The organism is Bacillus sp. Bwzl_19 (assembly GCF_054900515.1).
Genome location: NZ_JBUBKZ010000002.1, coordinates 27,961 through 52,151 on the forward strand (window position 1 = coordinate 27,961; position 24,191 = coordinate 52,151).

Here is a 24,191-nt window from a genome sequence, read left to right on the forward strand (position 1 = left end):
ATGAATTGGCGATTAACAGGCAGGTACATGGTATCTGTCATCATAGTAACCATCATTACTGTTTTCATTAATTTATTTGTTTTCATGATTTGGCTCATTTTTCAAGCGAACAGTCAACATGAGGAAGAAAATACGCCAGAATCCTTCACAAGATCATTTCAGCAATATGTCACATTTTCCAATAATGGAATTTCAGTAAACAAAGAGGGCCAACAAGCCTTAAAAGAACAGAATGCTTGGATTCAGATATTGGATGAAAACGGACAAGATGTGTATCATGCTAGAGCACCTAAAGGCCTGAAGGAAAAATATACGCCTTTAGAAATAGTGAATTTACATAAATATAAGGATAAGAAATTATTATCAACCATTTACGCCAGCGGAAAAAAAGTGAACGGCAAGGAGTACAGTTACTTTATAGGGTTTAAAAATCCCTCTCTCGCAAAGTATATCCTCTCATATGACACCAAGGAATTAGTGACGAAGTTCAATGCAGGGACCATCATTTTATTATCAATAGATGCAATGATCGCGTTATTGATCGGATATCTATTCAGCCGGCAGCTCACAAAACCGCTAGGCAGTGTCATTCAAGGAATCCAAAGATTAGCTAATGGAGATTACACGATCAAATTGACATCCAAAGGAATTTATAAAGATGTGTTCTATAATGTCAATCACTTAGCGGAACAACTATCGTCAAGCAAAAAAGAAAAAGATAAATTAGAGCAAATGCGTGAAGAATGGATCAGTCATATTTCTCATGACATTAAAACACCATTAGCCTCTATACAAGGCTATGCAGAAATCATCAAAGATCCAAATTACCATCTTTCAGTCGATCAGATCAGAGATTACGCCCAAATCATTGAGAATAAATCCCTCTATATGAAAGAAGTTGTGGAAGATTTAAATTTAACGACAAGGCTGAAAAACAACGATGTGATGTTAAATAAAGAGCAGGTAAACCTTGTTTTGCTGCTGCGGGAAACATTAATTGATATTTTAAACGATTCCAGATATGCGGATAAGACTATTGAGCTTCAAACCAGCCTGGAAAAGCTGATTCTGAACCTTGATGTAATATTGATCAGAAGAGCGGTCACGAATCTCATTTTAAATGCTCTCGTTCACAATGATCCTGATGTGAAGATCGTTGTACAGCTTGAACAAAAAGAACGAACCCATGTGACAATTAAGGACAACGGCAAAGGGATAGAAGAGGAGGAGCTGGAGAAAGTGTTTGACCGCTATTACAGAGGGACAAATACAGGAACAGCGCATGCAGGCTCTGGTCTAGGGATGGCCATAGCAAAGGATATTATCCAAAAGCACGGCGGGGACATCACCATTCACAGCACCGCGGGGAAAGGGACAACGATAGATATCCAATTATCCTAATGGCCACACAAAAAAAACGGTTCTGCTCATCAATAACAGAACCGTTTTTTTACTTATTGTTCCGAAAACACTTTGATTCCTTTGACAATGTTCCAGATGAAAAAATAGATCGCCAAAATAAATGTAACGGCATATGTCGCAAGCAGGAAAGGCCCAGCATGACTGATGTCTTTCATACCAAGTAAACCTGAACCGATGATGCCAATTCCGAAAATTAAATAAGGTATCAAATGCGTCCACAAAGATTTTTTCGCATGATATTTCACATCGTCCTGACCTAAGAAATAGACGATAATCGGAAACAAAAACGGCGCAAAAAATATACTGAAGTAACATAATGAAGACAAAATTTTATTTTCTCTCAAAACTTTTCACCTCTATCATTTATTGAAGGGGAATTCCTTTGACTGAATCCCTTACTGAAGTACAAACCTATTGTACAATCTCAACCTTAACCTGTATTAATCCGAACCTTACATCAACCTTAAATTAACAAGCACCGCTTAAATAATCAGAGGAAGGAGACCCAGGCTTAAAAGAACCCAATATGAATTTCATTTTCTAGTTTACATAATATATATTCTAGGAAGTTGCACAAAAGAATAAAATCTGTGTCTCAACACTTAAGTATACTTTAGTTATTGAGACAGAAAAGAAATTTATAACAAAATAAGCGGTCTGTTGCGTTTGCGGTCATTTTGTTAACCTGTTGTAGATACAGCTGAATCAAACCTGACACTGCAAACGGTACAAAAGCAATTTTCAAATTATCAAAAGCAAACCATTGCTGTTTTCTGCATTTTATTATCCAATGAAAACGAGCACAAATGAAAAATTCATGTCTGATAATACTCTGCCGCACCTTCCCTGCTCGTTTCCGCCGATTTTCTCGCATCGGCTTCCCACATAGTCCATAAAGCGCCTGATACGCCCCCATCGTTGTTGCTCTCATGTCTTGCGGAACAGTTTCAATCGACATTCCAAGCAGCAATGGAAAAATAAAGCCAATTGAAAGCCTATGCAAACTTGAACGAAATAAAGCGCCATTGGGCTGCTTGAGTACATCACAATAACAAAAGCGCTTTCAGTCAATATGAATATTCCCGCACCCATATGATGAGAAAAAGCCGCCTGATGAACAGACGGCTTTGCAGCTTGTTATTTGCTTCAGGGAGCGTGAGTGATCCGATAATGCACAGTTAAAAACTTCAGGCCGAACAGCCACATATGATGAACGGCCTTTAGTGTTGTTTCGTTTTGGGCCGCAATAAGAAATGTCTCTGCCAGCGGAAGATGACATGCCCACCATTTCGTTTGAAGATAAATTCCTTCATCACCCGCTCCGCTTTTTCGGCGTCTGCTCGTCAAAACAAGATTCTGCTTATGCGCATAAGGCTTTAAAATGCCCGTCATTTGGCTGTACGGCAGCGGGAGAGAAATATTTATGTATCCCTCCCCATTTGACCTGTACACTGAATACAGTGCAGTAAAGACGGTTTCCTGCCTTTCATTAGTTCTGATCCACGCACGGACATGCTTTCGTCCGTCTCTGTCAGAGTCAACACCTTTCATATCGCTGTGCATGATATACCAATCCGGATTCATTGACAGATGGATCTGCCCCGCTCTTCTGCTGAACGGCTCGTACATGCGCGCAAACGGACGAAACCATCTGCTCCACGTCACTTTCGCCTTGATGTCATAATCAATTGTCTTTTCATAAAAGGAAATAACGGCCGGCGACAGTTTTTCGGCAGAAAAGTCTTCAGAATGCAGCTCTCTCATCTGATCTAGAAGGCCGGTATAATGTATGTCATTTGCTGCATGAATATCATTCAAAAAATTTTTGCCTATCGTCCTCTTTCCGTAAATACGGCTGAACGTTCGTTCACTGCCTTCATCGAACGGTCTTGGGTTTTCTATTCTCCAGCCGGCCAAAGCCGGCAGAATAACGCCGAATGCATTGACGGCCCCGTGAATCCAAATCATCTGGCTGATCGTAAACGTTGCCTCCCCGCGGAAGACACCGAACGAATATATTAAAGAAAAAGCAATTGTTATCATTAACACAGCTGAAGAGCCCCTGATTAAGATACTGCCTGTTTTCGTAACAAACGGCGCCTTAAAGACGAGATACGCATTAACATACAGACCCGCCAGATACAGAGCGACGGCAATCACATCAAGTGTCTTTGAAAATGTAATCCCCATGGCAATAAGAATCGGCGAAATCAAAATGATGACCGTGCTCCACCTGTAAAGGACGCGGTTCTCCCGGATGATCCTTCCGAGCAAACCATTGAAGATCGGAATAAGAAATGCGGAATAGTGAAAGTGCACAGCCGTCAGCAGCACGATAAGCGGACTGAAATCCATGACGGGAATCTGAAGAACGTATGCGAAAAACCAGACTCCGCCGCCGGCTAAATAAACAAAGCCTGCCATAACTGACATCTCTTCTGTTCTATGAATATTTGTTTTCACCAGCCGCAGTACAGCATACAGCGCCAAACCAAGCGTATAAATGAACCACACAACGGCAAAAAAGCTGAAGTCTGTGATCAGCGCAAGCGCCGCACTTAAAGCGGCAATAGGATAACTCCGTAATAACACGTTCTCTAAAGTTTTTGAAGACCGAAAAGCAAAAGGGAATACAGCAGGAACGAAAAGAAGGACGGATAATAAAACAAACGTCTCAGCAGCTGATAGATGCGGAGCTTCAGCCGCCGCAAATCCCAAAAAGCAAACCGCACTTACAATAAGATGACGTTTCAGCATATTTCTCCCTCTGTTTCCCGAAAAGTCCCCCGGTAAAAGAAAAGTGTGCCGAGTATCCGGTTTTTCACATGTACCTTTATGCTGAAGCAATTCATCTCCTCATCATAAGCCTCATAAACGGTTGAACTGCCGCACAGCCATGCCGGCAGCAGGATTTTCTTTCCGCCTATCAGGAGCCACTGCTTTCCGGATGTAATGACAAGCCCTCCGGCTGAAGACGCTTCTAAATGCAGTTCAGACAGAAGGATGTGAGGCTTGCCGAAGTAATCAAGAATTCTATTTTCCCGCTCGTCATATTCCATGACTGCATCAAAATAACGCGTTTTTCCTTTAAAGAAAAAGGTACGGTTCCATTCCACGCCATTTAGCCTGTTTTTGTTTTCGATGGTAAAAGGGATATCTTTGCCCCTCTCTGAGAAAAAACATCTGAAAAAAACGCCGGTCTTTAAAAGCATTCTGACAAACAAAGATCCTCCCTTAATTTCTGACATAACTCCTTCTCCGCAAAATGTGCTTGATCCGCCAAGCCTGTACCTTTTCTGCAGCATTGGATGCAGTGATTGATAATGAATAATTGCTTTTTCATACATTGAATCCGTCATTTCGCTTCTCTCTCTTTCGTTTTGTATGTCCGGCGCTCGGCAGCTTAAGCTCAAGAATCAAACCAGCTATCGTAAGTATTCCTAACGGGATCGCGAATCCGCCGCCGGAATATAGCATTGCCGATATACAAAAGAAGACTGACTGCCCGGCGTGAATCAGCCGCTTTCTCCGCATGGGAAGCAGCCATAATACCCCTAACCCTGTCTCCAGCGCGCCCCTCACTATCTCTGCATCGGCAAAGCAATCATAAAAGCCTTGAAAAAACCAATACAGACTGAATATCAGACACATCAAGACATAGACAAATCCAAAACGGATGGATATCTTAGGATGTCTGTTTTGTTCTATCCAAAGCCGTAACGCATCAAAGCTCCATGCGGTAGCCCAGCCCAGCAGAGGACGAAATAAAAACCGGTCTATCAATCTTCCCGGCAGACCGCGGGCCGTTTCATATTAATATTGAGTCAAAAATGTATGTTTCCGTTATCCCGCTCTATATACTTCCAATAGCCTCTGCCCTCTTTTATCAGAGACAGCGGGTGATCAGAGGCAAATGCAAGCGCTGAGACCCTTTCTGACGATTGAGGCCTTTTGTCACCCATTGATTTGCCTGTGCCGGATACCTTCAGCCCAAAACCGATCCGTGTTTCATATAGGAATCTTTATCTTTGCGGTTCACCTGGCAACCTATGAAGATATGTAATGTCAGAAAAGCGCAGGTCCCATTCCTTATGAAGAAGCGGGTTTTGCGTATATTCCCAAAGCGTTTCTATATCAGATGCAATATTGATTTCGACATATATCGGCTTCTGTTTCATGCCCCCTCCTCTTCCCTTCTTTTGTAAACAATTCCTATATTATCATAGGAACAGATAAAGCGGCAGAACAAAAAGGCCATCCCGTTTCCAGCAGGAGAGCCTCTGTGACTTTGTTGACTTATATATAAGTGATTTTGTCTTTTTATCTTCAGTTAAACATAGCAAATCCGACAGAGAAATTGGTGAAAATCAGCCCCATTTTGGGTTGCCAATGTGAGATCCTTCTTTACACGAAAACCCTTACAGATACAAGATGAAAATACAATAAATTCAAAAAAGTCTGTTTACAAGAACAGTTTTTCACATAAAAAACTCCTCACATTTTTCTGTGAGGGGTTTTGAAAAATATATGCAAATTTCCTTAGTTAGCAGTCTTGCGTTCAGGGCTTGTACCTTCTTCTTCCGCCCATGTTTCAATATGCTTCAGCTCTGGGGCATTCTCAGCTTTGAACACGGGATCAAGACCTTTTTTGCGCTGAGCGGCATAATCCTTATAGATCTTGTAGGCTACATTACTCAGCAGCAAGATTGCCACTAAGTTAATGAGAGCCAAGAGTCCCATAAACAAGTTTGCCATATCCCAGACAATCTGGAAGTCAGCCAAACATCCGTATACCACCATCACGATGACGAATACGCGGTAAATGTTAAGCCATGTTTTGCTTGTTTTAATAAATTCAATGTTCGTTTCACCATAGTAATAGTTGCCGACGACTGAGCTGAATGCGAATAAAAACATCGCAATCGCAATAAATGTCGGCGCCCAGCCGCCAAGATGGTGCTGCAGTGCGGCTTGTGTCACTTGGATGCCGTCGCCTTTAGGCGTAACGCTGTACAATAAAATGATAAAAGCAGTCGATGTACAAACGATAAAAGTATCAAAAAACACGCCGAGCGTCTGGATGAATCCCTGTTTAGCCGGGTGCGACACGTGTGCAGTTGCTGCGGCATTCGGCGCGCTCCCCATACCCGCTTCGTTTGAAAACAGGCCGCGCTGCGCTCCGATAATAATGATACTCCCTAAGCTTCCGCCGACGATCTGCTCAAGACCGAACGCATTTTTCACAATCGTAACCAGCAGCTCAGGTACCGCCGTAATATTCACAATAACGACATACAGCGCGATCAGAATATACATACCCGCCATGACGGGAACGATTAATTGTGAAACGGATACAACACGTTTCAGACCGCCGAATATGATGAAAGCCGTTAATACAGCTAAAATGATTGCGATAACTGTTTTATTCACATGGAATGCTTCGTCAAACGCGACGGAAATCGTATTTGACTGTACGGCATTAAATATAAGCCCGAAAGAAACGGTAATCAATACGGCGAATAAAATACCGAGCCAGCGGGCGCCGAGGCCCTTTGCCATGTAATATGCCGGTCCGCCGCGGAAATCTTCGCCTGAACGCACTTTATAAAGCTGCGCCAACGTACTTTCCACAAAGCTGGAAGCCATACCGACAATCGCTACGATCCACATCCAAAATACTGCGCCGGGACCGCCTGTTGCAATCGCCAGCGCGACACCGGTCAAGTTTCCGGTTCCGACACGGGAAGCGGCCGAGATAAAGAATGCCTGCATTGAAGACACTCCTTTATTTCCTTGCGGCTTCTCCCCGACGATTCTGAACATTTCAATAAAGTATCGGAATTGAATAAAGCGAAAACGGAACGTAAAAAACAATCCGATTCCTACTAAAATATAAACAAGATACTTCCAAATAAAATCATTTGGAACATTTATGATTTCACTGATGAAAGCCTCCATGTTTAACCTCCCTTTTACATATCTTTTACTGTCATTTTGCTGCATATGTTAGATTTTTTAACACAACGAGTATTATTATATCACACAAACAGGTGTTGAGAAGTTTTTTTAAGAAAATGTTTTGGTTTCTCCATTACGCTTTCCTTATTGGTATGCTCTTTTTTTATCCCTCAGACTGAAAAATGTTGTCACGTCAGAAGGCTTGCGTGCATATGATAACAAATAGCCTTTAAGAAAAAAGAGATGAAAAGACGGACGGAATGGTATATACTTAACCAGGATAATAATTTTTTAAATTTAATAAATGTGTTTACTTTTAATTTAAATTAGGGTATTATAATAAAAATATTCAGACTTATGAAGGGGGGAGAACATTTGAAAAAAATCTTGTTTCTAAAAGCATCTATTTTATTTTTAGCGATTGCAAGCTTTCATTTGCTCTCCATTCCCCATGCGTTTGACACTGCTCATCATTTTAAAGCGGTAGCCGATCAGCAGGAAATGCACGAAATGAAGGCCGGCCAAAACGTTGATGACAAAAAATCGCTGACGGGCTCATTTATTTTGACGGCGCTTTTTGCCGCTTCTGTCTCACTGATGGTGATATCAGACAGAAAACGCCCCGCTTCCCGGAGAAGACAGCGAAAGAAAAGCTTTTTAATCGCTAAATTTTATCAGTCCTCGTATTTCGATAAGCTTCATGTTCAACATCGCCTGTCTATGTAACATAAAATGAGGAGGTCGTTAAACATGTTGTTTATCTTACGAATGGTGATTTTAGGCTTATTTTCATTCACTGCATTGAACTTATTTGTATGGCAGGGAATTGAAGTCGTTCACGCTATCACTGACTTATTCGGCAGCCACGAAAGCTAAAAAGCAAAACCTCCGCTCAGGACCAATTGAGCGGAGGTTTTTTTATTTTATTTTTACTCTTAAACATCAGACGCGGGTATGCGCCATACATCTGTTACCGGCCCTGTCTCATCTTCATCTGTAAAGAAGGAGCCGTTGCTGTACCGGTCATTAGCCCGCAAGGATTTCACGGTGGTTTCAATTCTCTCGCCTTTTTCTGTTTCTGCAGCAATCGTGTCGGCTAAAGCGCAAGCGAATACTCCGACAACACGATGCGGGTTCTTTTTAAGCTCACGCAGCATGATGACGCCGCGCTTTGCTCTGGATGTTTTTTCGAATTCAGAGAGATTCATCCGTTTGATGGCTCCCCGCTGTGTGACGAGGACAAGCGAATCTGTTTCATGCAGGATTTGTCCTGATACGACGGTATCACCGTCTTTTAAATTAATGCCCTTCACGCCGGCCGCACGGGCTCCGACTACATTCACTTCATCTTCACCGAACCATAAGCCGTACCCGAGGTGGGTGGCGATAAACAGCTGACAGCCGCCGTCTGTGACATGAACATCAACCAGCTCATCGTCCCCTTTAAGGTTAAGAGCAACAAGCGCTTTCGAGTAGCGCTGCGCTTTGTAATGCGTCATTTCAGTTCTTTTCACCATACCGTTTTTCGTCATAAACAATAAATATGAAGCTGGATTAAATTCTTTTACCGATATAGCTTTCACGATCGTTTCATCACGGTCAATCGTGGTGATGTTCGTTACGTGCTGCCCCATGTCTTTCCACCTGATATCCGGAAGCTGGTGAACCGGACAATATATATAGCTTCCCTTATTGGTAAAGAGCAGGAGAACATCCGTTGTATTCATTTCAAATTGGTGAATCAGCCTGTCCGTGTCCTTCATCCCGAAATCCTGGCCGTTGGAAGCGGCAAATGACCGCTGGCTTGTTCGTTTTACATAGCCATCTTTCGTGACTGTCACATATACGTCCTCAGAGGCAACCATGACTTCCAGATTGATTTTAATTTCCTCAATCTTCTCTTCAATGACCGAACGTCTGCTGTCAGCATAGGTCTTTTTCAATTTTTTCAGGCTGCTGGTAATGACTTTTAACAGCTTTTTATCATGACTTAAAATGGCTTCGAGCTCCTGAATTTTCTTGCTGAGCTCTTCCGCTTCCTCTTTTAACGCCGTAATATCCGTGTTTGTCAGACGATACAGCTGCAAGGATACGATCGCTTCCGCCTGAGGCTCCGTGAATGAGAATTTAGAAATTAAATTTTGTTTTGCATCCTTTTTATCGCTGCTTGCCCGGATAACGGCAATGACCTCATCTAACACAGACAGTGCCTTCATCAGTCCCTCAACGATATGATGCCGCTCTTTTGCTTTTTGCAATTCAAAGACGGAGCGGTTTGTCACAACTTCCTTCTGGTGGGAAATATACGCATCCAGAATGGCCGTAAGACTCATCAGCATCGGCCGGCGGTTATGTATGGCGACCATATTAAAGTTATACGTTGTCTGCAGATCCGTGTTTTTATATAAGAAATTCAAGATGCCCTTTGCGTCGGCTTCTTTCTTTAATTCAACGACCACCCGAAGTCCCGTGCGGTCCGTTTCATCCCGGACTTCAGAAATGCCTTCGACTTTTTTATCAATGCGGTATTCGTCCATTTTCTTTACAAGATTGGCTTTGTTTACTTCAAACGGGATTTCTGTAATGACGATCTGCTCCCGTCCGCCTCTTACAGCTTCCACTTCAGCCTTTCCGCGGATGATAATTTTGCCTTTACCGGTTTCATAGGCCTTCCGAATACCGTCGACACCTTGAATAATGCCTCCTGTCGGAAAGTCAGGCCCTTTAATCACCTGCATCAAGTCATCGACGGTGCAATCGGGCGATTCAATCCGCTTAATGACGGCATCAATGACCTCACCCAGATGATGAGGAGGAATATCAGTCGCATAGCCCGCCGAAATCCCGGTTGATCCGTTGACCAACAAGTTAGGAAACATGGCAGGCAAAACAACCGGCTCTTTACTTGTGTCATCAAAGTTCGGAACGAATTCAACCGTGTTTTTATCAATGTCCCGCAAAAGCTCTGATGCGATAGAAGATAATCTCGCTTCCGTATAACGCATGGCAGCCGGCGGATCACCGTCAATGCTGCCGTTATTGCCGTGCATTTCAATCAGCACATTCCGCACTTTCCAATCTTGGCTCATCCGCACCATCGCTTCATAAACGGAGCTGTCTCCGTGCGGATGATAATTACCGATAACGTTTCCGACCGTTTTCGCCGCTTTCCGGAAATTTTTATCGAATGTATTTCCGTCTGCGTGCATGGCGTATAAAATTCTTCGCTGCACCGGCTTTAAACCGTCACGTGCATCAGGCAGCGCCCTGTCTTGGATAATGTATTTACTGTAGCGTCCGAAACGGTCGCCGATTACTTCTTCTAACGGTAAATCATGAAATAATTCTGGCTGTGCCACTATTAAACCTCCTCAGCGACCGACAAGTTTTCATTTTCTAAAATATTGCTTTCCTCGTCTAATCCGAAGGCAACATTCTTTTCAATCCATTTTCTTCTCGGTTCTACTTTGTCTCCCATTAATGTCGTTACGCGGCGCTCTACGCGTGCCGCATCGTCAATCTTTACTCTGACGAGCGTTCGCGATTCAGGATTCATCGTCGTTTCCCAGAGCTGGTCTGCGTTCATTTCTCCCAGACCTTTATAGCGCTGAATGGTGTAGCCTTTGCCGACTTTCTTTAAAACGCCGTCCATTTCTTCATCGGACCAAGCATATTCAATAATCTCTTTCTTGCCGCTCCCTTTGCTCACTTTATAAAGAGGCGGAAGCGCGATGAAGACTTTTCCTTGCTCAATTAAAGGTTTCATATAGCGGTAGAAAAACGTTAGCAGCAAGACTTGAATGTGCGCGCCGTCGGTATCCGCGTCCGTCATGATGATGATCTTGTCATAATTAATGTCCTCTATCTCAAAATCTGCGCCGACTCCGCCGCCGATCGCATGAATAATCGTATTGATTTCTTCATTTTTGAAGATGTCAGCAAGCTTTGCTTTCTCTGTGTTGATGACCTTTCCGCGAAGAGGCAGGACGGCTTGGAATTTCCGGTCTCTTCCCTGCTTTGCAGAACCTCCTGCAGAGTCTCCCTCCACGAGATACAATTCATTCTTCGCCGGATTTCTGGAACCGGCAGGTGTGAGTTTTCCGCTCAGCGTCGCTTCTGATTTTTTGCGTTTTTTGCCGCTTCTCGCTTCTTCTCTCGCTTTACGGGCCGCTTCACGGGCCTGGCTTGCTTTAATTGCTTTTTTGACGAGCAGGGTCGCCGTATCGCGGTTTTCTTCCAAGAAATAAGCAAGATTCTCAGAAATGACAGCGTCTGCGGCTGATCTCGCTTCACTTGTGCCAAGCTTTCCTTTTGTCTGGCCTTCAAATTGCAGCAGTTCCTCCGGGATCCGCACGGAAATGATCGCGGACAAACCTTCCCTGATATCGGCGCCTTCGAGGTTTTTGTCTTTCTCTTTCAGAAGCGCGACCTTTCGCGCATACTCATTAAACGCTCTTGTCATTGCCGTTTTGGCTCCTGATTCGTGGGTTCCGCCGTCCTTTGTTCTGACGTTATTAACGAATGACAGCATATTTTCTGAGTATCCGTCATTAAATTGGAACGCAAAATCGACTTCAATGTCATGATGCTCGCCTTCAAAGGAAACCACTTCGCATAAAGCGTCTTTTTCTTCATTTAAATAAGCGACAAATGCTTCAATTCCGTTCTCATAATAAAATACTTCTTTCACATCGTTCCGCTCATCAATTAATTCTATTTTCAAGCCTTTTAATAAAAATGCGGATTCGCGCAGACGTTCTGACAGCGTGTCAAAATTATAAACCGTTGCGCTGAACATTGACGGATCAGGTTTAAAATGGGTAAGCGTTCCCGTTTTTTTGGTCGTTCCGATCTTTTCAAGTGAAGTCACAGGCTTGCCGCCGTTTTCAAACCGCTGTTTATAAACATGGCCGTCACGCTCAATGGTAACTGTCAGCCACTCTGATAAAGCGTTTACGACAGATGCGCCGACGCCGTGCAGACCTCCGCTTGTTTTATAGCCGCCCTGTCCGAATTTACCTCCCGCATGCAGCACGGTGAAAATAACTTCCGGTGTCGGCTTTCCGAGCTTATGCATCCCGGTCGGCATTCCGCGCCCCCTGTCCTGCACGGAGATACTGTTGTCCTTATGTATCGTTACGATAATATGATCTCCGTAGCCGGCAAGAACTTCATCGACGGAATTGTCGACGATCTCATATACCAGATGGTGCAGGCCGCGTGCGTCCGTCGAACCGATGTACATTCCCGGTCGTTTTCTGACGGCTTCCAGGCCTTCAAGCACCTGTATGGCATCTTCGTTGTAATCAAATTGCTGTTTTCTAGCCAAACGTACAAACCCCTTTCAAAAAACCTGCTCTTAATCATTCTCTTTTTTAAGTGTTTTCATGTCTTTGTTTTTCAGTATGCGCAAGCTTCGGTCCAATTCTCCTCGGACTCACAATTATAACCAATATGCTTGATTTCGCAACATATTTAAGCGAATGGCTCGTTTTTTAGGCCGCAAGACATACATTCGAACGACTTTTCATCTTTTTGGTGCCCTTTTCGGCAAATAAGAACATGAGTTCGCTTTCTATTATATAGATTTTTGCCGGCCATCGCAAACAGACTGTAAACCCCTGTATAAAGGGGTTTCTAAAAAAACTGTTCATGCTTTATTGTATCTGTTTCAACACCATACGCAAAGAGTATTCTTTCAATAAAAAAGCAAAAACCCCTGATTTGCCAAGGATTTTTGCCTTTTTTTGTTCCTATTTTATAACAGCGCGGGCGACTTTTATACATAAATCCATAACAGCCGTCCTTCCTTTGTCTGTAATCATGCGATACGCTTCTTCATTTGCAAGGCCCTGCTGCGCCCAAAAAACGGGAGCGTCTGTCTGTAAAAATTCTTCAGCGACACCCGGAAGCTGCTCAGAGCGTCTGAACACATTCACGATATCAATCGGTCCCTCCACGTCTTTTAACGAAGCGACCGCTTTCACGCCAAGCGCCTCATCAATCGTCGGATTGACGGGGATAATCTCGTACCCTTCATCCTGCATCGCTTTGGAGACCATATAAGAAGTCCGGTCGGGACGGTCTGACAGCCCGACGACTGCGATCCGTTTGCTTCGGTCAAGAATGTCTTTAATCTCTGATTTTGAAGGATTTTGCATCTTTACCATCTCCTTTTGATTTATTGTACACGACAGCTTCATCGGAATCAAAAAAAGCGGTTTGTCAGCTTAATTCTCAAAAAAACTTGTCATCAGATGGTAACAACTCGTGTTAAAATAGAGTGAAGGGACATTGAAAAGGAGAAATGTAGATGTTGATTGCTTTATTGATTATTTTGGCCTATGTATTGGGCAGCATCCCGTCAGGTTTAGTGGTAGGCAAACTTGCAAAAGGGATTGATATTAGAGAACACGGAAGCGGAAATTTAGGCGCGACAAATGCTTTTCGCACGCTTGGCGTTAAAGCGGGATCTGTCGTCGTTGCAGCCGATATTTTAAAAGGCACCTTAGCCGCGGCGCTGCCGTACTTACTGCACGTTCCCATTCATCCTCTTCTCGCAGGGGTGGCAGCAGTGATCGGCCATGTATTCCCCGTGTTCGCGAAATTCAAGGGCGGAAAAGCCGTAGCCACATCGGGAGGCGTCCTGCTGTTTTATGCTCCGCTGTTATTTGTAACGATGGTTGCAGTGTTTTTCGTATTTTTATTCCTTACGAAATTTGTTTCTCTGTCTTCAATGTTAACAGGGATTTATACGATTATTTACTGTCTGTTTGTAAAAGATCCTTATTTATTAATCGTAGTGACGCTCCTGACGGCGTTTGTTATCTACAGACACAGGGCAAACATCAAACGGATTATAAACAAAACAGAACCGAAGATCAAATGGTTTTGATGAAACTTCATTTTTGACATCAAAATGCCGTATGCGTTTATAATAGAGATAATTTCTTTATGAGAAACAAAAAGGGAGTGTTCCGGATGAACATGAAAGTAAACAAAGACGCGCTGGATTGGTATAAAGAAGAGCTTGAACTGGAAACAGGCGATCAGGTCCGTTTCTTTGTCCGTTACGGAGGGTGCAGCAATGTCCAGAAAGGCTTTTCTCTCGGTGTATCAAAAGACCAGCCGGTGAACGCCGGCATCAGTACGGAAGTTGAAGGCATTACCTTTTTTATTGAAGAAAGCGACTTATGGTACTTTGATAACCACGATTTGTCCGTCACATATTCAGATCAGTCAGAAGAGCCGGTATTTAATTACGTGTAAGAAAAAAGAACGCAGCGGATGCGTTCTTTTTTTACAGCTCAAACCTTCTGATATGATCAGTCAGACGTTCTTTTTCTAATATGCGTTTTTGGGTTTCACCGAGCAGATCAAAGTGCGGAAACTCAGTTTTATGGTGAATCCACTCGGGCTTCAGCCCGTATTCAGCTCCCCATCTGATCAGCTTATTGAGATCGCTTGAACCGGCCTTCGTCACGGTCTTAGCCTGCGGAAAGCGGTCGTCCAGCCAGTAATGCGTTAAAAAAGCGATTTTTCCTTCCGATACATCCCGCTTCCATCTTTCCAGTTCTTTGCGCGTAATTCCAAATGCCATAACTGCAGCCGCTCCTTATTTTTTTGCCTTTTCGTAAGCGGCGTGCCAATCAGGAAAGGCCTTGCGGAACTGAATCGGTTTGAAGCTCTGTTTATCAACGCATATGTGCGAGGATGTCGCTTCGATCGCAAGCTCTTGATCCGGATTATAGATATGGTAGCCGTAAACGGTTTTAAATCCGTTATATTCTTCAATCCACGTATGTACGACAGCCGTTTCTCCGTAGCGGAGCGGTTTTTTATAAGAAATGCTGATATCCACTACAGGTGACAGCACCCCTCTTTCTTCCATATCCTTGTACAGAAATCCGAGGTCTTTAATCAATGCCGTTCTGCCGACCTCCATCCAGACTAAGTAATTGGCATGATAGACGATGCCCATTTGATCTGTTTCCGCATACCGCACTTCTATTTCTTTTTTTGACACATGCAACGTTCTCTGCTCCCTTATTATCAGATAGCCCTATTTTATCACAACAAGACAGAAAGAGAAAAAACCAGGTTTCCCTGGTTTTTATTACGATTGATATCCGTTTTCTCTCGCAGCTGATTCATCCTGAATTTCATTACGGAACGATTCAATGCTTTCATTGCGTCTGGCATTCTTCTCCTGAATGCGCTGTTTTTCCTCATCTGTCGCAAATTCCATTGATTCTTTCGCTTCTTCTATATTTTCAATTGTATTCTGAACCATATCCTGCAACTTTTCAACGTTATCGGAACGGTCATCCGGATTCGGTTTTTTGTAATTGTTTTTCATAATGTCTGCTCTCCTTTGTTGATGTTATTCGCCTTTCGTCTGCATGACAATCGGATGTCCGTTTGACTTGTCATGAAACTTTTCCCCTTTGTTGCGTTTATATTTAACGGGTTTTGTCCCTAAGTGGCTCGGAGCGTATTGCGGCTGGCCGTCTTTCTTGTTTGTGCCCATGTTCATCCCTCCTTAAGAGTATATTTCGCAAAAGGAGGCGCAAACATGACTGCAAATTAAAGGTTATTTTTGTTTGAACCGCTGCTCCAGCTTTTCTTCAAGCTGATTCAAATATTCGGTATTGGTCATCAACTCACGTTTATTCTCCATAACCAACTCATGAAAAGAGCGTTTTCTCATTTTTTTCAATCTTCTCACCTCCGTGTTTTCATTCATTTTTTCCAATTTTTTAAAAGATTAGCCTTTCGCACATAAAAAAACTGAACCTCTACTTGAGATCCAGTTTTTCTTTCATTTCTTTTTTCGTCATCGTGCCTACTCGTATGTGCTGAATGGTTCCTTTTTCGTCTAATATGTATGATGTCGGATAAGAAAGCACGTTGAAATCTCCGTTAATTCCGCTTTTATCAATCAGAATTGGAAAAGTCAGCTGATAAGTCTCAGCAAATGATTTCACAGCCTGTATATTTTTTTCAGAGGATGTGAAATTAACGGCTACTACCGCAATATCAGGATATTCCTTCTGAAGCTCCTGCATATCGGGCATTTCCATTCGGCATGGCTTGCACCACGTCGCCCAGAAATTAAGAAGCACTTTTTTTCCTTTATAATCAGAAAGGGAGCTGCTTTTTCCTGCCAGTGTGTCAAGTGTAAAGTCAGGAGCCTTCATCCCTTCTTCTGTCCCTTCTTTCGGACTTGTTTGTACGGAATAAATATTCCAGCCCGCATATACCAACAACCCGATAAGCAACACTCCGCCCAGCCATTTCGCAAGCATCTCAAAGCCTCCCGCATAAAAAGAGAGAAAGCGGATTGCTTTCTCTCTTTTGTTCATTCTGCTACTGTTTCATTTTATCGCGAAGCACCATTTGTAAAATGCCGCCGTGGCGATAGTAATCAATTTCCACTTCACTGTCAAAACGGACAACAACTTCAAATGTTTTTACCGTACCGTCTTCACTGATTGCTCTGACAGTCAGCAAGTCGCGCGGACGTACAGTTTCATCAACATCCACCTCAATGACTTCCTTACCGGTTAAGCCCAGTGTATCTGCGTTTTCACCCTGTTTGAACTGGAGCGGCAGCACACCCATGAAGACGAGGTTGCTTCTGTGAATTCTTTCAAAGCTTTCTGCGATGACTGTTCTGATGCCAAGCAGGTTTGTTCCTTTTGCAGCCCAGTCACGTGAAGAGCCCATTCCGTAATCTTTGCCGGCCAGGACGACAAGACCCGTTTTATCATCTTTATACCGCATGCAGGCATCATAAATAGATGTCACGTCACCGCTAGGCCAGTGTGTTGTATATCCGCCTTCTGTGCCCGGCGCGATCTGGTTTTTAATACGGATATTGGCGAATGTTCCTCTCATCATGACTTCGTGGTTTCCGCGGCGTGAGCCGTAAGAGTTAAAGTCCCGAGGAGAAACGCCTTTTTCCTGCAGGTATTTGCCCGCCGGTGTGTCTTTTCCGATTGCTCCGGCCGGAGAAATGTGGTCAGTCGTCACGGAATCGCCGAATTTGCCGACAACGCGAAGCCCTCTTAAAGGCTCAACTTTTCCGGGCTCTACAGACATTTCTTCAAAGAACGGCGGATTTTGGATATAAGTGGAATCCTGATCCCATTTATATAGTGCTTCATCCGTCGTTTCGATTTCATTCCAGCGCTGGTTGTCATCAAATACCGTTTCATACTCTTTACGGAATAATTCAGGCGTAACAGTCTGTTTAACGAGAGAATTGATTTCATCCATTGACGGCCAGATGTCATCGAAATAAACGTTTTGTCCGTCTTTTCCAACGCCGATCGGATCAGATTTTAAGTTGATATTCACAGTGCCTGCCAATGCGTACGCGACAACAAGCGGCGGTGAAGCAAGGTAGTTTCCTTTGACAAGCGGATGGATCCGGCCTTCAAAGTTTCTGTTTCCTGACAGGACGGAAGTGATCAGCAGATCATTTTTAGCGACCGCTTCTTCAATCTCAGGAGAAAGCGGGCCGGAGTTCCCGATACATGTCGTACAGCCGTAACCGACAAGGTTAAAACCGAGCTCCTTCATGTAAGGAAGCAGGCCTGAATTGACTAAGTATCCGGTAACAACCTTAGATCCCGGCGCAAGTGATGTTTTAACGTAATTCGGCACTTTCAGTCCTAATTCAACCGCTTTTTTGGCTACCAATCCAGCACCGATTAATACATAAGGATTTGATGTATTCGTACAGCTTGTAATGGCGGCAATCGCGATAGCCCCTGTTTTCATAACTGCATCTTCGCCGCTGTTAAGTTTAAATGAGATTTCTTTGTTCTCTTCAGCCGCATCCATTCCGAATCCTTGGTTGCCTGCCGGGCTGACGAGATGTTTTTTAAACGTTTCCTGCATGACAGAGAGCGGGATTAAATCTTGCGGACGTTTCGGGCCTGAAAGGTTCGCTTCGATTTTTGACAGATCAATTTCTACAACGTCTGTAAAAATCGGCTCTTCTGCGTCAGGCGTATAGAATAAACCGTTGTTGCGGCAGTATGCTTCTACGACATCGATCTGTTCTTCTTCACGGCCGGTCAGACGCAGGTAAGAAAGTGCTTCCTCATCAACAGGGAAGAATCCGCAAGTCGCTCCGTATTCCGGCGCCATATTGGCAATAGTCGCCCGATCCGCAAGCGGAAGCTCAGCAACCCCTGGGCCGAAGAATTCAACGAATTTATTGACTACACCTTTTTCGCGCAGCACTTGAGTGACTTTCAGCGCCAAGTCAGTTGCCGTTGTTCCGTTAGGCAATTTTCCGACAAGTTTCGCGCCGATGACCTCAGGAACAGGGAAATATGAAGGCTGGCCGAGCATTCCCGCTTCCGCCTCAATACCGCCGACACCCCATCCGAGAACGCCGATTCCGTTAATCATTGTTGTATGGGAATCTGTCCCCACCAAAGTATCAGGATATGTCACAAGCTCTCCGTTTTCTTCTTTCGTATGGACGACACTTGCCAAAAACTCAAGGTTTACCTGGTGAACGATTCCTGTTGCAGGCGGAACAGCCTGATAATTGTTAAACGCTTTCTTTGCCCAGCTTAAAAATTTATAACGTTCTGCATTTCTTTCGAATTCTAAGTCCATATTAATGGCTAACGCGTCTTCCGTACCGGCTTTGTCTACTTGTACGGAGTGGTCAATGACAAGGTCAACCGGAATTTCCGGATTGATTTTATCCGGATCTCCGCCGACAGAGGCCATTGCTTTTCTTAAAGATGCCAGGTCAACTACTGCCGGAACGCCAGTAAAGTCCTGAAGGATAACACGTGACGGTTTAAACGGCACATCAATATCTTTTAATTCAGCAGTACCCCATCTTGCCAAATTTTCAACATGTTCTTTTGTAATGACGCGTCCGTCTACCTGACGCAAAACGGATTCCAAAAGAACCTTAATAGAATAAGGAAGTTTTGAAACATTGCCGACGCCTGCGTCTTCCAATGCTTTTAATGAATAGTAGTTGTATGTTTTCCCATTTGAAGAAAATGTTTTTCTTGCTTGGAAAACGTCTTGTGTTGCGACTTTTTGCTGGTTTGTCATTCCCCAAAATCCCCCTTCAAAGATCAAGATCGTTCTTTAGATGAATGTTCACATTGCATCACAATTTTCTCACAATTTCATCTTAGTATAAAATCATACATAAGTAAATATCAATGTTTTTATTAAATACAATAAGATCGTCTTATCAGTATGATTTTCGGTAAATTTTGTCCTGATTTACGCCTCATATAACGGGCTGCAAAGAGCCATATTAATGTTGAGGTGATGATCATGGTAAAACGGAAAGCCAATCATGTAATAAACGGCATGAATGACGCGAAAAGCCAAGGCAAAGGCGCGGGTTATATAGAAAATGACCAGCTTGTCCTGACGGAAGAAGAACGGCAGAACAATAAAAAAAGAAAAACAAACCAATAGCCGTCACACCTTAAAAAGGAGGCTTTAACATGACAAATAAAAACACGAGCAAAGATATGCATAAAAATGCTCCGAAGGGCCATAATCCCGGCCAGCCGGAACCGCTAAGCGGAAGCAAAAAAGTGAAAAACCGCAACCATACAAGACAAAAACATAATACAAGCCACGATATGTAAAACAGACCTTGGTGTCTGTTTTTTTATGTCATTCACCCATTCAAAGTGTCTGCATACGTTATAGCAAGGCTTTTAATATGGAGGGATGCTTCCATGAATCATTCAAAAAACGCTGAAGAATTTGATGATACCGAGGAATGGCTGCGGCAGTTTTACGAGGATCCGTATGCTTGGTATGACGAGACGCTGCCGATTGATCTATATGAAACAAGCCGTCAATATATCATTGAAGCTGACCTGACGGCGCTAAAGCCGGTGCAATCGATGACCGTCACTCTTTCGGGACTTGAATTCATGCTCTCTGTTAAAACGCTTGAACGGACGTTAAACAAACAAATGATGCTTCCTTTTTATCTGAATGACAAACATATTCTCACTGATTTCACAAACCATATTCTGACCGTCTCCATGAACAAGGAGCCAAATGAGACCCCTGCCTCTTTTTCCTTTCAATTTCCTCTGTAACATAAAAAAGCCGCTTTCATCCCTCAATGAAAGCAGCTTTTTTTGTCCGTTCATATCAGTCATATACCCTCAAAGTGAAACTCCCATGGCCAAATAGCAGAATCACTATACGATAGAATATGTTCTAGCAACCGGATTGACTGGACATCTATCATTTTTTCTATTCTTTTTTTCATGTGTTCTTCTATTCTGTCTTCGTTTACAATATGGTTAAAGTAAGGAGGAGGTGGAACAATGCTTGAAGGCTGGTTTATGTGGTTAATTTTATTTTGGGTCGTCGTGATGATCGGATTGCTGTCCATCGGCGGATTTTTTATGTTCCGAAAATTTTTAAAGCGCTTACCGAAAGAAGACGGCCGATCAGAACTGGATTGGCAGGACTATTATATTGAAAAAAGCAGACACTTATGGAATGCGGCTGACAAGGCGCTTTTGGATGAATTGGTCGCCCCCGTACCGGAGCTCTTTCGGGATGTAGCCAAAGCTAAAATCGCCGGAAAAATCGGTGAACTTTCCTTACAGGAGGAAGCTGAACAAATAAATCTGGATTTAATCATCAGGGGCTACATTCTGGCTACTCCTAAGCGGGATCATCAATTTTTAAAAAAGCATCTCCGCGAAAAACAGATTGATCTTACACCTTATCAAACCTTGCTCAAATAAAAAACCTTTCCGGCGGACGGAAAGGTTTTAATTCATCTGAATATCAGCGGTCTTCAGTTCATTGGAAAGTTTGCGGTATGACATAAACATCGCGATGCGCCACGGGACAATCATTCCGAACGCCAGAATCCAAAACATTCCGCTTAAAGCTCCGTAATCAATCGTCGTGCTCAAAATGGATTTCATAGCGATTCTGATAACCAGCAGCCCAATCAGGATAAACACAAATGCTTTTGACCGTTTTAAATAGATTTCATTATTTTTAATCTCAAATTTAGATGTTTTTATCAGAAAAATAGAGAAGATCACGCCCAGCGTAATGGCCTCCAAAAATTCTTCGCCCGTCACTCTGAAGATCGGAAAAAGAAACATAAGCGCTCCCGTACTCATAAAAATCGGCGGGAGAATTATTTTTTTAGGTGAAGCGGGCTTGTCGGAGGATTTAATCCTGACGATCATCACGCAAATTGCCATAGCCGCTGCAATAACGGATGAAATTATAATCATCATCTTTATCATTCCTTTGCTTGCACGGAGTTTGATACTATATACTATACTCCAAAAACATAAAAAAAACCAATTTGAAAAGAAAACACGTTTACGTTCCCGTCACCCTGCCTACTGCCTCCAGCACTTTAGAAGCTTCAAACGGTTTAACGATAAAGTCTTTAGCGCCTAATTCAATCGCTTCCAGAACAATCCGCTGCTGCCGCATGGCCGTGCACATGATGACATGGGCTTTCGGGTCAAAAGCTAAAATATCCTGCAGCGCCTGTATACCGTTTTTGACCGGCATGGTAATATCCATTGTCACCAGGTCGGGACGGATTTTTTGATATACCGCCAGGGCTTCCTCGCCGTCAGCCGCTTCTCCGGCCACTATGTAATTCGCCGATTCCAGAATTTCTCTGATTTTCACCCTCATGAACTTGGCGTCATCTACAACTAAAACTCGTGTCATATTCCCCTCCACATATTTAACATTAACTAGTCTTATTGTACCGAAAACGAAAGGGTATATAATAGTTCAAAAGTTATCGTTTCGTTACAGCCCCTTAAACCCTCCGAAAAGATTTGACAGAACGATCAGAATATAGCTCATCCAGTTAAAAAACAGCATAATGCCAATGACAATCATAAGAATGCCGCCGGTTCTCATGATAATCAGCTGGTGCTTACGAATCCAATTCATTCTGGTAATAAAAAATGAAAGGACAAGAAAGGGAATCGCAAATCCGAGAACATATAAAAACATATATGGTACTGCTGAAGAAGGATTTGTACCGGCCAGCGAAAAAACCGCTCCTAAAATAGGCCCGCTGCACGGCGACCAGCCGGCTGCAAACGCAAGACCGATCAGAACGGAACCGATAAACCCTTCCGGCCTGTGCTTAAAGTGAATGCGCCGCTCTTTCATCATGAATTTCGGCTGAAACACTCCGGCAGTAATCAGTCCGAAAAGGATCAGCATAATAGCCCCGAACTGGCGGATCGCTTCATGATAATGGGTAAAAAAACTGCCGATAAACGAGGTTCCGTACCCCAGTGCAATAAAAATCACGGAGAAACCGAGCAAAAAACAAAGTGTATGCACGAGTCCCCGCTTTTGCAGCATCACCTTTTCTGTTTTAACCTCGTCCATGCTGACACCAGTTATGTACGACAAAAAAGCGGGATACAGCGGCAGACAGCATGGAGAAATGAAAGACAGAAACCCGGCCCCGAATGTCAGAAAGTAATTAAAACTCACGATGACACACTCCTTTCAAGTTATGACAAAATCATTTCATTTTTTTAACACTTTCCTGAGAAGGATTACTTTTTATAGAAAAAGCTTATATAATTTAATTTGACATCAAGATATTATACTCCTTCTTATTTGAAAAACAGTATAAATGTGGATATAATAATAGAAACTCAGGTGAAAGATTTATGTATGAAAGGATATATCCCTGTGATTAGAGAGCATCTATTAAATGAAATTGAAAAAAAACGGGCAGAGCTGCTTAAAATCGTCATGTCAAACGGAATGACATCAAACATTACGATAGAACTCAGCCAGGAGCTTGACCACCTTCTCATACAATATCAAAAGGAACTGCACACCGGCAGTTGGGGTGAAACATGACGCCAAAATAAAAAACCCTCTCCGGGTTTTTTATTTTATAACCATGTATCTCTATATCATAATCTTTACGTATTATTTCGCTTGATTATTCATGGCTTTCATCATTTGATTAATTTTCTTTTGAGAAGGTTTCATTCCCATTTGCATCATCATCATGCGTAACATTTGTTCATTAATAGGCGGATTCTTTTTCAAATAGCTCATCATATATTTACGAGCAATAAAAAACCCGAGTGCAACACCTATGAGCAATGCGACAACGCCCACTAGGATGCCAACCCATAAAGTCATTTTATTTCCTCCTTCATGTTGTCTAGTTTAAAGTGTACTAAACCAAAGGCTATTATACAACATTTACATCTCTTTTTCCTCGATTTTAGACAAAATTTCTTTCTCTGACCGGATTTAACCACCCGTAGCGCCTTGTCTTAAAATCCATCGCAAGAAAACAGGGGCTGATTTTACGCAGAATCTCAAAGAAAATCGTTTCCGCCTCATAATCTCCCGAAGCCGCAATCTCAATTAAGCTGTCTTTCATCATGAAGGTGGCGCGGCCCTTTTCCCGGGGCAGTGTAAGCCGGTAAATTGAATCCAAGCGGCTGTAACTCATACGGTTTAAATGAAGCTGGAGATGCTGATGCATATGTATCACCGGAATCGGCTCTGTTATATATTGAACTTGCTTTTTTGTCATTTGATATTCTTGGGGTGTCAGATTTGTCCAATGGTAGTCTCGAAACAATTCAAACATAGCGGTTTCCCGTCCGAAGTAGTGGTTCGCAAACTCATCCTTAATCAGGTGTGTATAGTAATGACGTTCCATTTCCTCATCCCCTTTTACAGCGCTTCGTATTGCTTTCTATTATACAAAAGGAGAAAAGAAAGAATTGTCTATTACTGTTACG

29 protein-coding genes and 1 pseudogene are annotated in these 24,191 nt (G+C 43.0%); 10 read left to right on the forward strand and 20 right to left on the reverse strand.

Annotation, left to right across the window (positions count from 1 at the left end):
• Positions 1 to 1,401: a HAMP domain-containing sensor histidine kinase gene (locus ACW5MY_RS19645; RefSeq protein ID WP_013352444.1), complete on the forward strand. Its 1,401-nt coding sequence runs from the start codon at positions 1 to 3 to the stop codon at positions 1,399 to 1,401.
• 53 nt (positions 1,402 to 1,454) lie between these two features.
• Here ACW5MY_RS19645 and ACW5MY_RS19650 read toward each other — a convergent pair whose 3' ends face one another.
• The 5 genes and pseudogenes from ACW5MY_RS19650 to ACW5MY_RS19670 form a co-directional block, all read right to left on the reverse strand.
• A complete protein-coding gene (locus tag ACW5MY_RS19650) occupies positions 1,455 to 1,766 on the reverse strand; it encodes a DUF4870 domain-containing protein (RefSeq protein WP_013352443.1) in 312 nt (103 codons plus the stop codon).
• A gap of 802 nt (positions 1,767 to 2,568) precedes the next feature.
• Entirely contained in the window at positions 2,569 to 4,179 is a 1,611-nt protein-coding gene (locus ACW5MY_RS19655; protein ID WP_013352442.1) for a YndJ family protein, read from the reverse strand.
• Positions 4,173 to 4,781, reverse strand: coding sequence for a DUF4166 domain-containing protein (locus ACW5MY_RS19660; RefSeq protein ID WP_013352441.1), 609 nt, complete (start codon positions 4,779 to 4,781; stop codon positions 4,173 to 4,175). The genes ACW5MY_RS19655 and ACW5MY_RS19660 overlap by 7 nt, the downstream gene beginning before the upstream one ends.
• Positions 4,762 to 5,600 (reverse strand): annotated as a pseudogene (locus ACW5MY_RS19665) (hypothetical protein). The gene ACW5MY_RS19660 and the pseudogene ACW5MY_RS19665 overlap by 20 nt, the downstream one beginning before the upstream one ends.
• A gap of 361 nt (positions 5,601 to 5,961) precedes the next feature.
• Positions 5,962 to 7,380 (reverse strand): alanine/glycine:cation symporter family protein, encoded by a 1,419-nt coding sequence (locus ACW5MY_RS19670; protein ID WP_013352438.1) that lies wholly within the window; start codon positions 7,378 to 7,380, stop codon positions 5,962 to 5,964.
• Between the two features lie 375 nt (positions 7,381 to 7,755).
• Between ACW5MY_RS19670 and ACW5MY_RS19675 the strand changes: the two genes are divergently transcribed.
• Both ACW5MY_RS19675 and ACW5MY_RS19680 read left to right on the forward strand, forming a co-directional pair.
• On the forward strand, positions 7,756 to 8,106 hold the full coding sequence (locus tag ACW5MY_RS19675) for a hypothetical protein (protein WP_462061934.1): 351 nt from the start codon (positions 7,756 to 7,758) through the stop codon (positions 8,104 to 8,106).
• Positions 8,107 to 8,130: 24 nt separating this feature from the next.
• Positions 8,131 to 8,256 carry a hypothetical protein gene (locus ACW5MY_RS19680; RefSeq protein ID WP_013352436.1) on the forward strand — a complete coding sequence of 42 codons (126 nt, stop codon included), beginning with the start codon at positions 8,131 to 8,133 and terminating at the stop codon, positions 8,254 to 8,256.
• A gap of 59 nt (positions 8,257 to 8,315) precedes the next feature.
• Here the strand turns inward: ACW5MY_RS19680 and parC are convergent, their stop codons facing one another.
• From parC to ACW5MY_RS19695, 3 genes are all read right to left on the reverse strand, one after another.
• Positions 8,316 to 10,739 carry a DNA topoisomerase IV subunit A gene (gene parC / locus ACW5MY_RS19685; protein ID WP_013352435.1) on the reverse strand — a complete coding sequence of 808 codons (2,424 nt, stop codon included), beginning with the start codon at positions 10,737 to 10,739 and terminating at the stop codon, positions 8,316 to 8,318.
• A 2-nt stretch (positions 10,740 to 10,741) separates the two neighbouring features.
• A complete protein-coding gene (gene parE, locus ACW5MY_RS19690; RefSeq protein ID WP_013352434.1) occupies positions 10,742 to 12,709 on the reverse strand; it encodes a DNA topoisomerase IV subunit B in 1,968 nt (655 codons plus the stop codon).
• Positions 12,710 to 13,133: 424 nt separating this feature from the next.
• Positions 13,134 to 13,541, reverse strand: coding sequence for a CoA-binding protein (locus ACW5MY_RS19695; protein ID WP_013352433.1), 408 nt, complete (start codon positions 13,539 to 13,541; stop codon positions 13,134 to 13,136).
• Between the two features lie 152 nt (positions 13,542 to 13,693).
• Here ACW5MY_RS19695 and plsY point away from each other — a divergent pair, with 152 nt between their 5' ends.
• Together plsY and ACW5MY_RS19705 are read left to right on the forward strand one after the other, a co-directional pair.
• Positions 13,694 to 14,275 carry a glycerol-3-phosphate 1-O-acyltransferase PlsY gene (gene plsY, locus ACW5MY_RS19700; RefSeq protein ID WP_013352432.1) on the forward strand — a complete coding sequence of 194 codons (582 nt, stop codon included), beginning with the start codon at positions 13,694 to 13,696 and terminating at the stop codon, positions 14,273 to 14,275.
• Between the two features lie 86 nt (positions 14,276 to 14,361).
• The gene (locus ACW5MY_RS19705; RefSeq protein WP_013352431.1) at positions 14,362 to 14,649 is read left to right on the forward strand and encodes a HesB/YadR/YfhF family protein; all 288 of its coding nucleotides are present in this window, start codon (positions 14,362 to 14,364) and stop codon (positions 14,647 to 14,649) included.
• Positions 14,650 to 14,680: 31 nt separating this feature from the next.
• On the opposite strand, the gene ACW5MY_RS19710 is transcribed toward ACW5MY_RS19705, so the two are convergent.
• The 7 genes from ACW5MY_RS19710 to acnA all read right to left on the reverse strand — a co-directional run bounded on the left by ACW5MY_RS19710 (position 14,681) and on the right by acnA (position 19,476).
• Positions 14,681 to 14,980, reverse strand: a complete 300-nt coding sequence (locus ACW5MY_RS19710; protein ID WP_013352430.1) for a hypothetical protein — start codon at positions 14,978 to 14,980, stop codon at positions 14,681 to 14,683.
• Positions 14,981 to 14,995: 15 nt separating this feature from the next.
• Positions 14,996 to 15,412 (reverse strand): YbgC/FadM family acyl-CoA thioesterase, encoded by a 417-nt coding sequence (locus ACW5MY_RS19715; protein WP_013352429.1) that lies wholly within the window; start codon positions 15,410 to 15,412, stop codon positions 14,996 to 14,998.
• A gap of 84 nt (positions 15,413 to 15,496) precedes the next feature.
• Positions 15,497 to 15,739, reverse strand: coding sequence for a small acid-soluble spore protein Tlp (tlp, locus tag ACW5MY_RS19720; protein ID WP_013352428.1), 243 nt, complete (start codon positions 15,737 to 15,739; stop codon positions 15,497 to 15,499).
• A 24-nt stretch (positions 15,740 to 15,763) separates the two neighbouring features.
• The gene (locus ACW5MY_RS19725; protein WP_013352427.1) at positions 15,764 to 15,910 is read right to left on the reverse strand and encodes an acid-soluble spore protein N; all 147 of its coding nucleotides are present in this window, start codon (positions 15,908 to 15,910) and stop codon (positions 15,764 to 15,766) included.
• Positions 15,911 to 15,973: 63 nt separating this feature from the next.
• Positions 15,974 to 16,099, reverse strand: a complete 126-nt coding sequence (locus ACW5MY_RS19730; RefSeq protein ID WP_012117651.1) for an FbpB family small basic protein — start codon at positions 16,097 to 16,099, stop codon at positions 15,974 to 15,976.
• A 79-nt stretch (positions 16,100 to 16,178) separates the two neighbouring features.
• Positions 16,179 to 16,688, reverse strand: coding sequence for a TlpA family protein disulfide reductase (locus tag ACW5MY_RS19735; protein ID WP_013352426.1), 510 nt, complete (start codon positions 16,686 to 16,688; stop codon positions 16,179 to 16,181).
• A gap of 61 nt (positions 16,689 to 16,749) precedes the next feature.
• The gene (gene acnA, locus ACW5MY_RS19740) at positions 16,750 to 19,476 is read right to left on the reverse strand and encodes an aconitate hydratase AcnA (RefSeq protein WP_014470353.1); all 2,727 of its coding nucleotides are present in this window, start codon (positions 19,474 to 19,476) and stop codon (positions 16,750 to 16,752) included.
• Positions 19,477 to 19,707: 231 nt separating this feature from the next.
• On the opposite strand from acnA, the gene sspO reads away from it, so the two are divergent.
• From sspO to ACW5MY_RS19760, 4 genes are all read left to right on the forward strand, one after another.
• On the forward strand, positions 19,708 to 19,854 hold the full coding sequence (gene sspO / locus ACW5MY_RS19745) for an acid-soluble spore protein SspO (protein WP_003153982.1): 147 nt from the start codon (positions 19,708 to 19,710) through the stop codon (positions 19,852 to 19,854).
• A gap of 29 nt (positions 19,855 to 19,883) precedes the next feature.
• On the forward strand, positions 19,884 to 20,030 hold the full coding sequence (locus ACW5MY_RS19750) for a small acid-soluble spore protein P (RefSeq protein WP_003153984.1): 147 nt from the start codon (positions 19,884 to 19,886) through the stop codon (positions 20,028 to 20,030).
• A 93-nt stretch (positions 20,031 to 20,123) separates the two neighbouring features.
• Positions 20,124 to 20,495 carry a spore coat protein gene (locus tag ACW5MY_RS19755; RefSeq protein WP_013352424.1) on the forward strand — a complete coding sequence of 124 codons (372 nt, stop codon included), beginning with the start codon at positions 20,124 to 20,126 and terminating at the stop codon, positions 20,493 to 20,495.
• 234 nt (positions 20,496 to 20,729) lie between these two features.
• On the forward strand, positions 20,730 to 21,158 hold the full coding sequence (locus tag ACW5MY_RS19760; protein ID WP_013352423.1) for a DUF2621 domain-containing protein: 429 nt from the start codon (positions 20,730 to 20,732) through the stop codon (positions 21,156 to 21,158).
• A 27-nt stretch (positions 21,159 to 21,185) separates the two neighbouring features.
• Here ACW5MY_RS19760 and ACW5MY_RS19765 read toward each other — a convergent pair whose 3' ends face one another.
• The 3 genes from ACW5MY_RS19765 to ACW5MY_RS19775 form a co-directional block, all read right to left on the reverse strand.
• On the reverse strand, positions 21,186 to 21,677 hold the full coding sequence (locus ACW5MY_RS19765; RefSeq protein WP_088030532.1) for a CcdC family protein: 492 nt from the start codon (positions 21,675 to 21,677) through the stop codon (positions 21,186 to 21,188).
• 79 nt (positions 21,678 to 21,756) lie between these two features.
• Positions 21,757 to 22,119, reverse strand: a complete 363-nt coding sequence (locus ACW5MY_RS19770; RefSeq protein WP_013352421.1) for a response regulator — start codon at positions 22,117 to 22,119, stop codon at positions 21,757 to 21,759.
• An 84-nt stretch (positions 22,120 to 22,203) separates the two neighbouring features.
• Complete coding sequence (locus ACW5MY_RS19775; protein WP_088030531.1) at positions 22,204 to 22,911, reverse strand: cytochrome c biogenesis protein CcdA; 708 nt, start codon at positions 22,909 to 22,911, stop codon at positions 22,204 to 22,206.
• Positions 22,912 to 23,112: 201 nt separating this feature from the next.
• Here ACW5MY_RS19775 and ACW5MY_RS19780 point away from each other — a divergent pair, with 201 nt between their 5' ends.
• Positions 23,113 to 23,286, forward strand: a complete 174-nt coding sequence (locus tag ACW5MY_RS19780) for an aspartyl-phosphate phosphatase Spo0E family protein (RefSeq protein ID WP_088030684.1) — start codon at positions 23,113 to 23,115, stop codon at positions 23,284 to 23,286.
• Positions 23,287 to 23,358: 72 nt separating this feature from the next.
• Here the strand turns inward: ACW5MY_RS19780 and ACW5MY_RS19785 are convergent, their stop codons facing one another.
• Positions 23,359 to 23,577, reverse strand: coding sequence for a YneF family protein (locus ACW5MY_RS19785; protein ID WP_003153994.1), 219 nt, complete (start codon positions 23,575 to 23,577; stop codon positions 23,359 to 23,361).
• Between the two features lie 85 nt (positions 23,578 to 23,662).
• The gene (sirA, locus tag ACW5MY_RS19790; protein WP_013352418.1) at positions 23,663 to 24,109 is read right to left on the reverse strand and encodes a sporulation inhibitor of replication protein SirA; all 447 of its coding nucleotides are present in this window, start codon (positions 24,107 to 24,109) and stop codon (positions 23,663 to 23,665) included.
• Between the last annotated feature and the right edge of the window lie 82 nt (positions 24,110 to 24,191).

Bases quoted from the DNA above. Each gene is read 5' to 3' on its own strand.
- tlp (WP_013352428.1), bottom strand. From the start codon at position 15,739: ATGAAAAACAATTACAAAAAACCGAATCCGGATGACCGTTCCGATAAC.
- ACW5MY_RS19760 (WP_013352423.1), top strand. From the start codon at position 20,730: ATGCTTGAAGGCTGGTTTATGTGGTTAATTTTATTTTGGGTCGTCGTG.
- ACW5MY_RS19735 (WP_013352426.1), bottom strand. From the start codon at position 16,688: ATGCTTGCGAAATGGCTGGGCGGAGTGTTGCTTATCGGGTTGTTGGTA.
- sirA (WP_013352418.1), bottom strand. From the start codon at position 24,109: ATGGAACGTCATTACTATACACACCTGATTAAGGATGAGTTTGCGAAC.
- ACW5MY_RS19725 (WP_013352427.1), bottom strand. From the start codon at position 15,910: ATGGGCACAAACAAGAAAGACGGCCAGCCGCAATACGCTCCGAGCCAC.
- ACW5MY_RS19660 (WP_013352441.1), bottom strand. From the start codon at position 4,781: ATGACGGATTCAATGTATGAAAAAGCAATTATTCATTATCAATCACTG.
- ACW5MY_RS19670 (WP_013352438.1), bottom strand. From the start codon at position 7,380: ATGGAGGCTTTCATCAGTGAAATCATAAATGTTCCAAATGATTTTATT.
- ACW5MY_RS19750 (WP_003153984.1), top strand. From the start codon at position 19,884: ATGACAAATAAAAACACGAGCAAAGATATGCATAAAAATGCTCCGAAG.
- ACW5MY_RS19770 (WP_013352421.1), bottom strand. From the start codon at position 22,119: ATGACACGAGTTTTAGTTGTAGATGACGCCAAGTTCATGAGGGTGAAA.
- ACW5MY_RS19710 (WP_013352430.1), bottom strand. From the start codon at position 14,980: ATGGCATTTGGAATTACGCGCAAAGAACTGGAAAGATGGAAGCGGGAT.
- acnA (WP_014470353.1), bottom strand. From the start codon at position 19,476: ATGACAAACCAGCAAAAAGTCGCAACACAAGACGTTTTCCAAGCAAGA.
- ACW5MY_RS19645 (WP_013352444.1), top strand. From the start codon at position 1: ATGAATTGGCGATTAACAGGCAGGTACATGGTATCTGTCATCATAGTA.
- ACW5MY_RS19785 (WP_003153994.1), bottom strand. From the start codon at position 23,577: ATGACTTTATGGGTTGGCATCCTAGTGGGCGTTGTCGCATTGCTCATA.
- ACW5MY_RS19655 (WP_013352442.1), bottom strand. From the start codon at position 4,179: ATGCTGAAACGTCATCTTATTGTAAGTGCGGTTTGCTTTTTGGGATTT.
- ACW5MY_RS19755 (WP_013352424.1), top strand. From the start codon at position 20,124: ATGAATCATTCAAAAAACGCTGAAGAATTTGATGATACCGAGGAATGG.
- sspO (WP_003153982.1), top strand. From the start codon at position 19,708: ATGGTAAAACGGAAAGCCAATCATGTAATAAACGGCATGAATGACGCG.
- ACW5MY_RS19680 (WP_013352436.1), top strand. From the start codon at position 8,131: ATGTTGTTTATCTTACGAATGGTGATTTTAGGCTTATTTTCATTCACT.
- ACW5MY_RS19765 (WP_088030532.1), bottom strand. From the start codon at position 21,677: ATGATAAAGATGATGATTATAATTTCATCCGTTATTGCAGCGGCTATG.
- plsY (WP_013352432.1), top strand. From the start codon at position 13,694: ATGTTGATTGCTTTATTGATTATTTTGGCCTATGTATTGGGCAGCATC.
- ACW5MY_RS19695 (WP_013352433.1), bottom strand. From the start codon at position 13,541: ATGCAAAATCCTTCAAAATCAGAGATTAAAGACATTCTTGACCGAAGC.
- ACW5MY_RS19705 (WP_013352431.1), top strand. From the start codon at position 14,362: ATGAACATGAAAGTAAACAAAGACGCGCTGGATTGGTATAAAGAAGAG.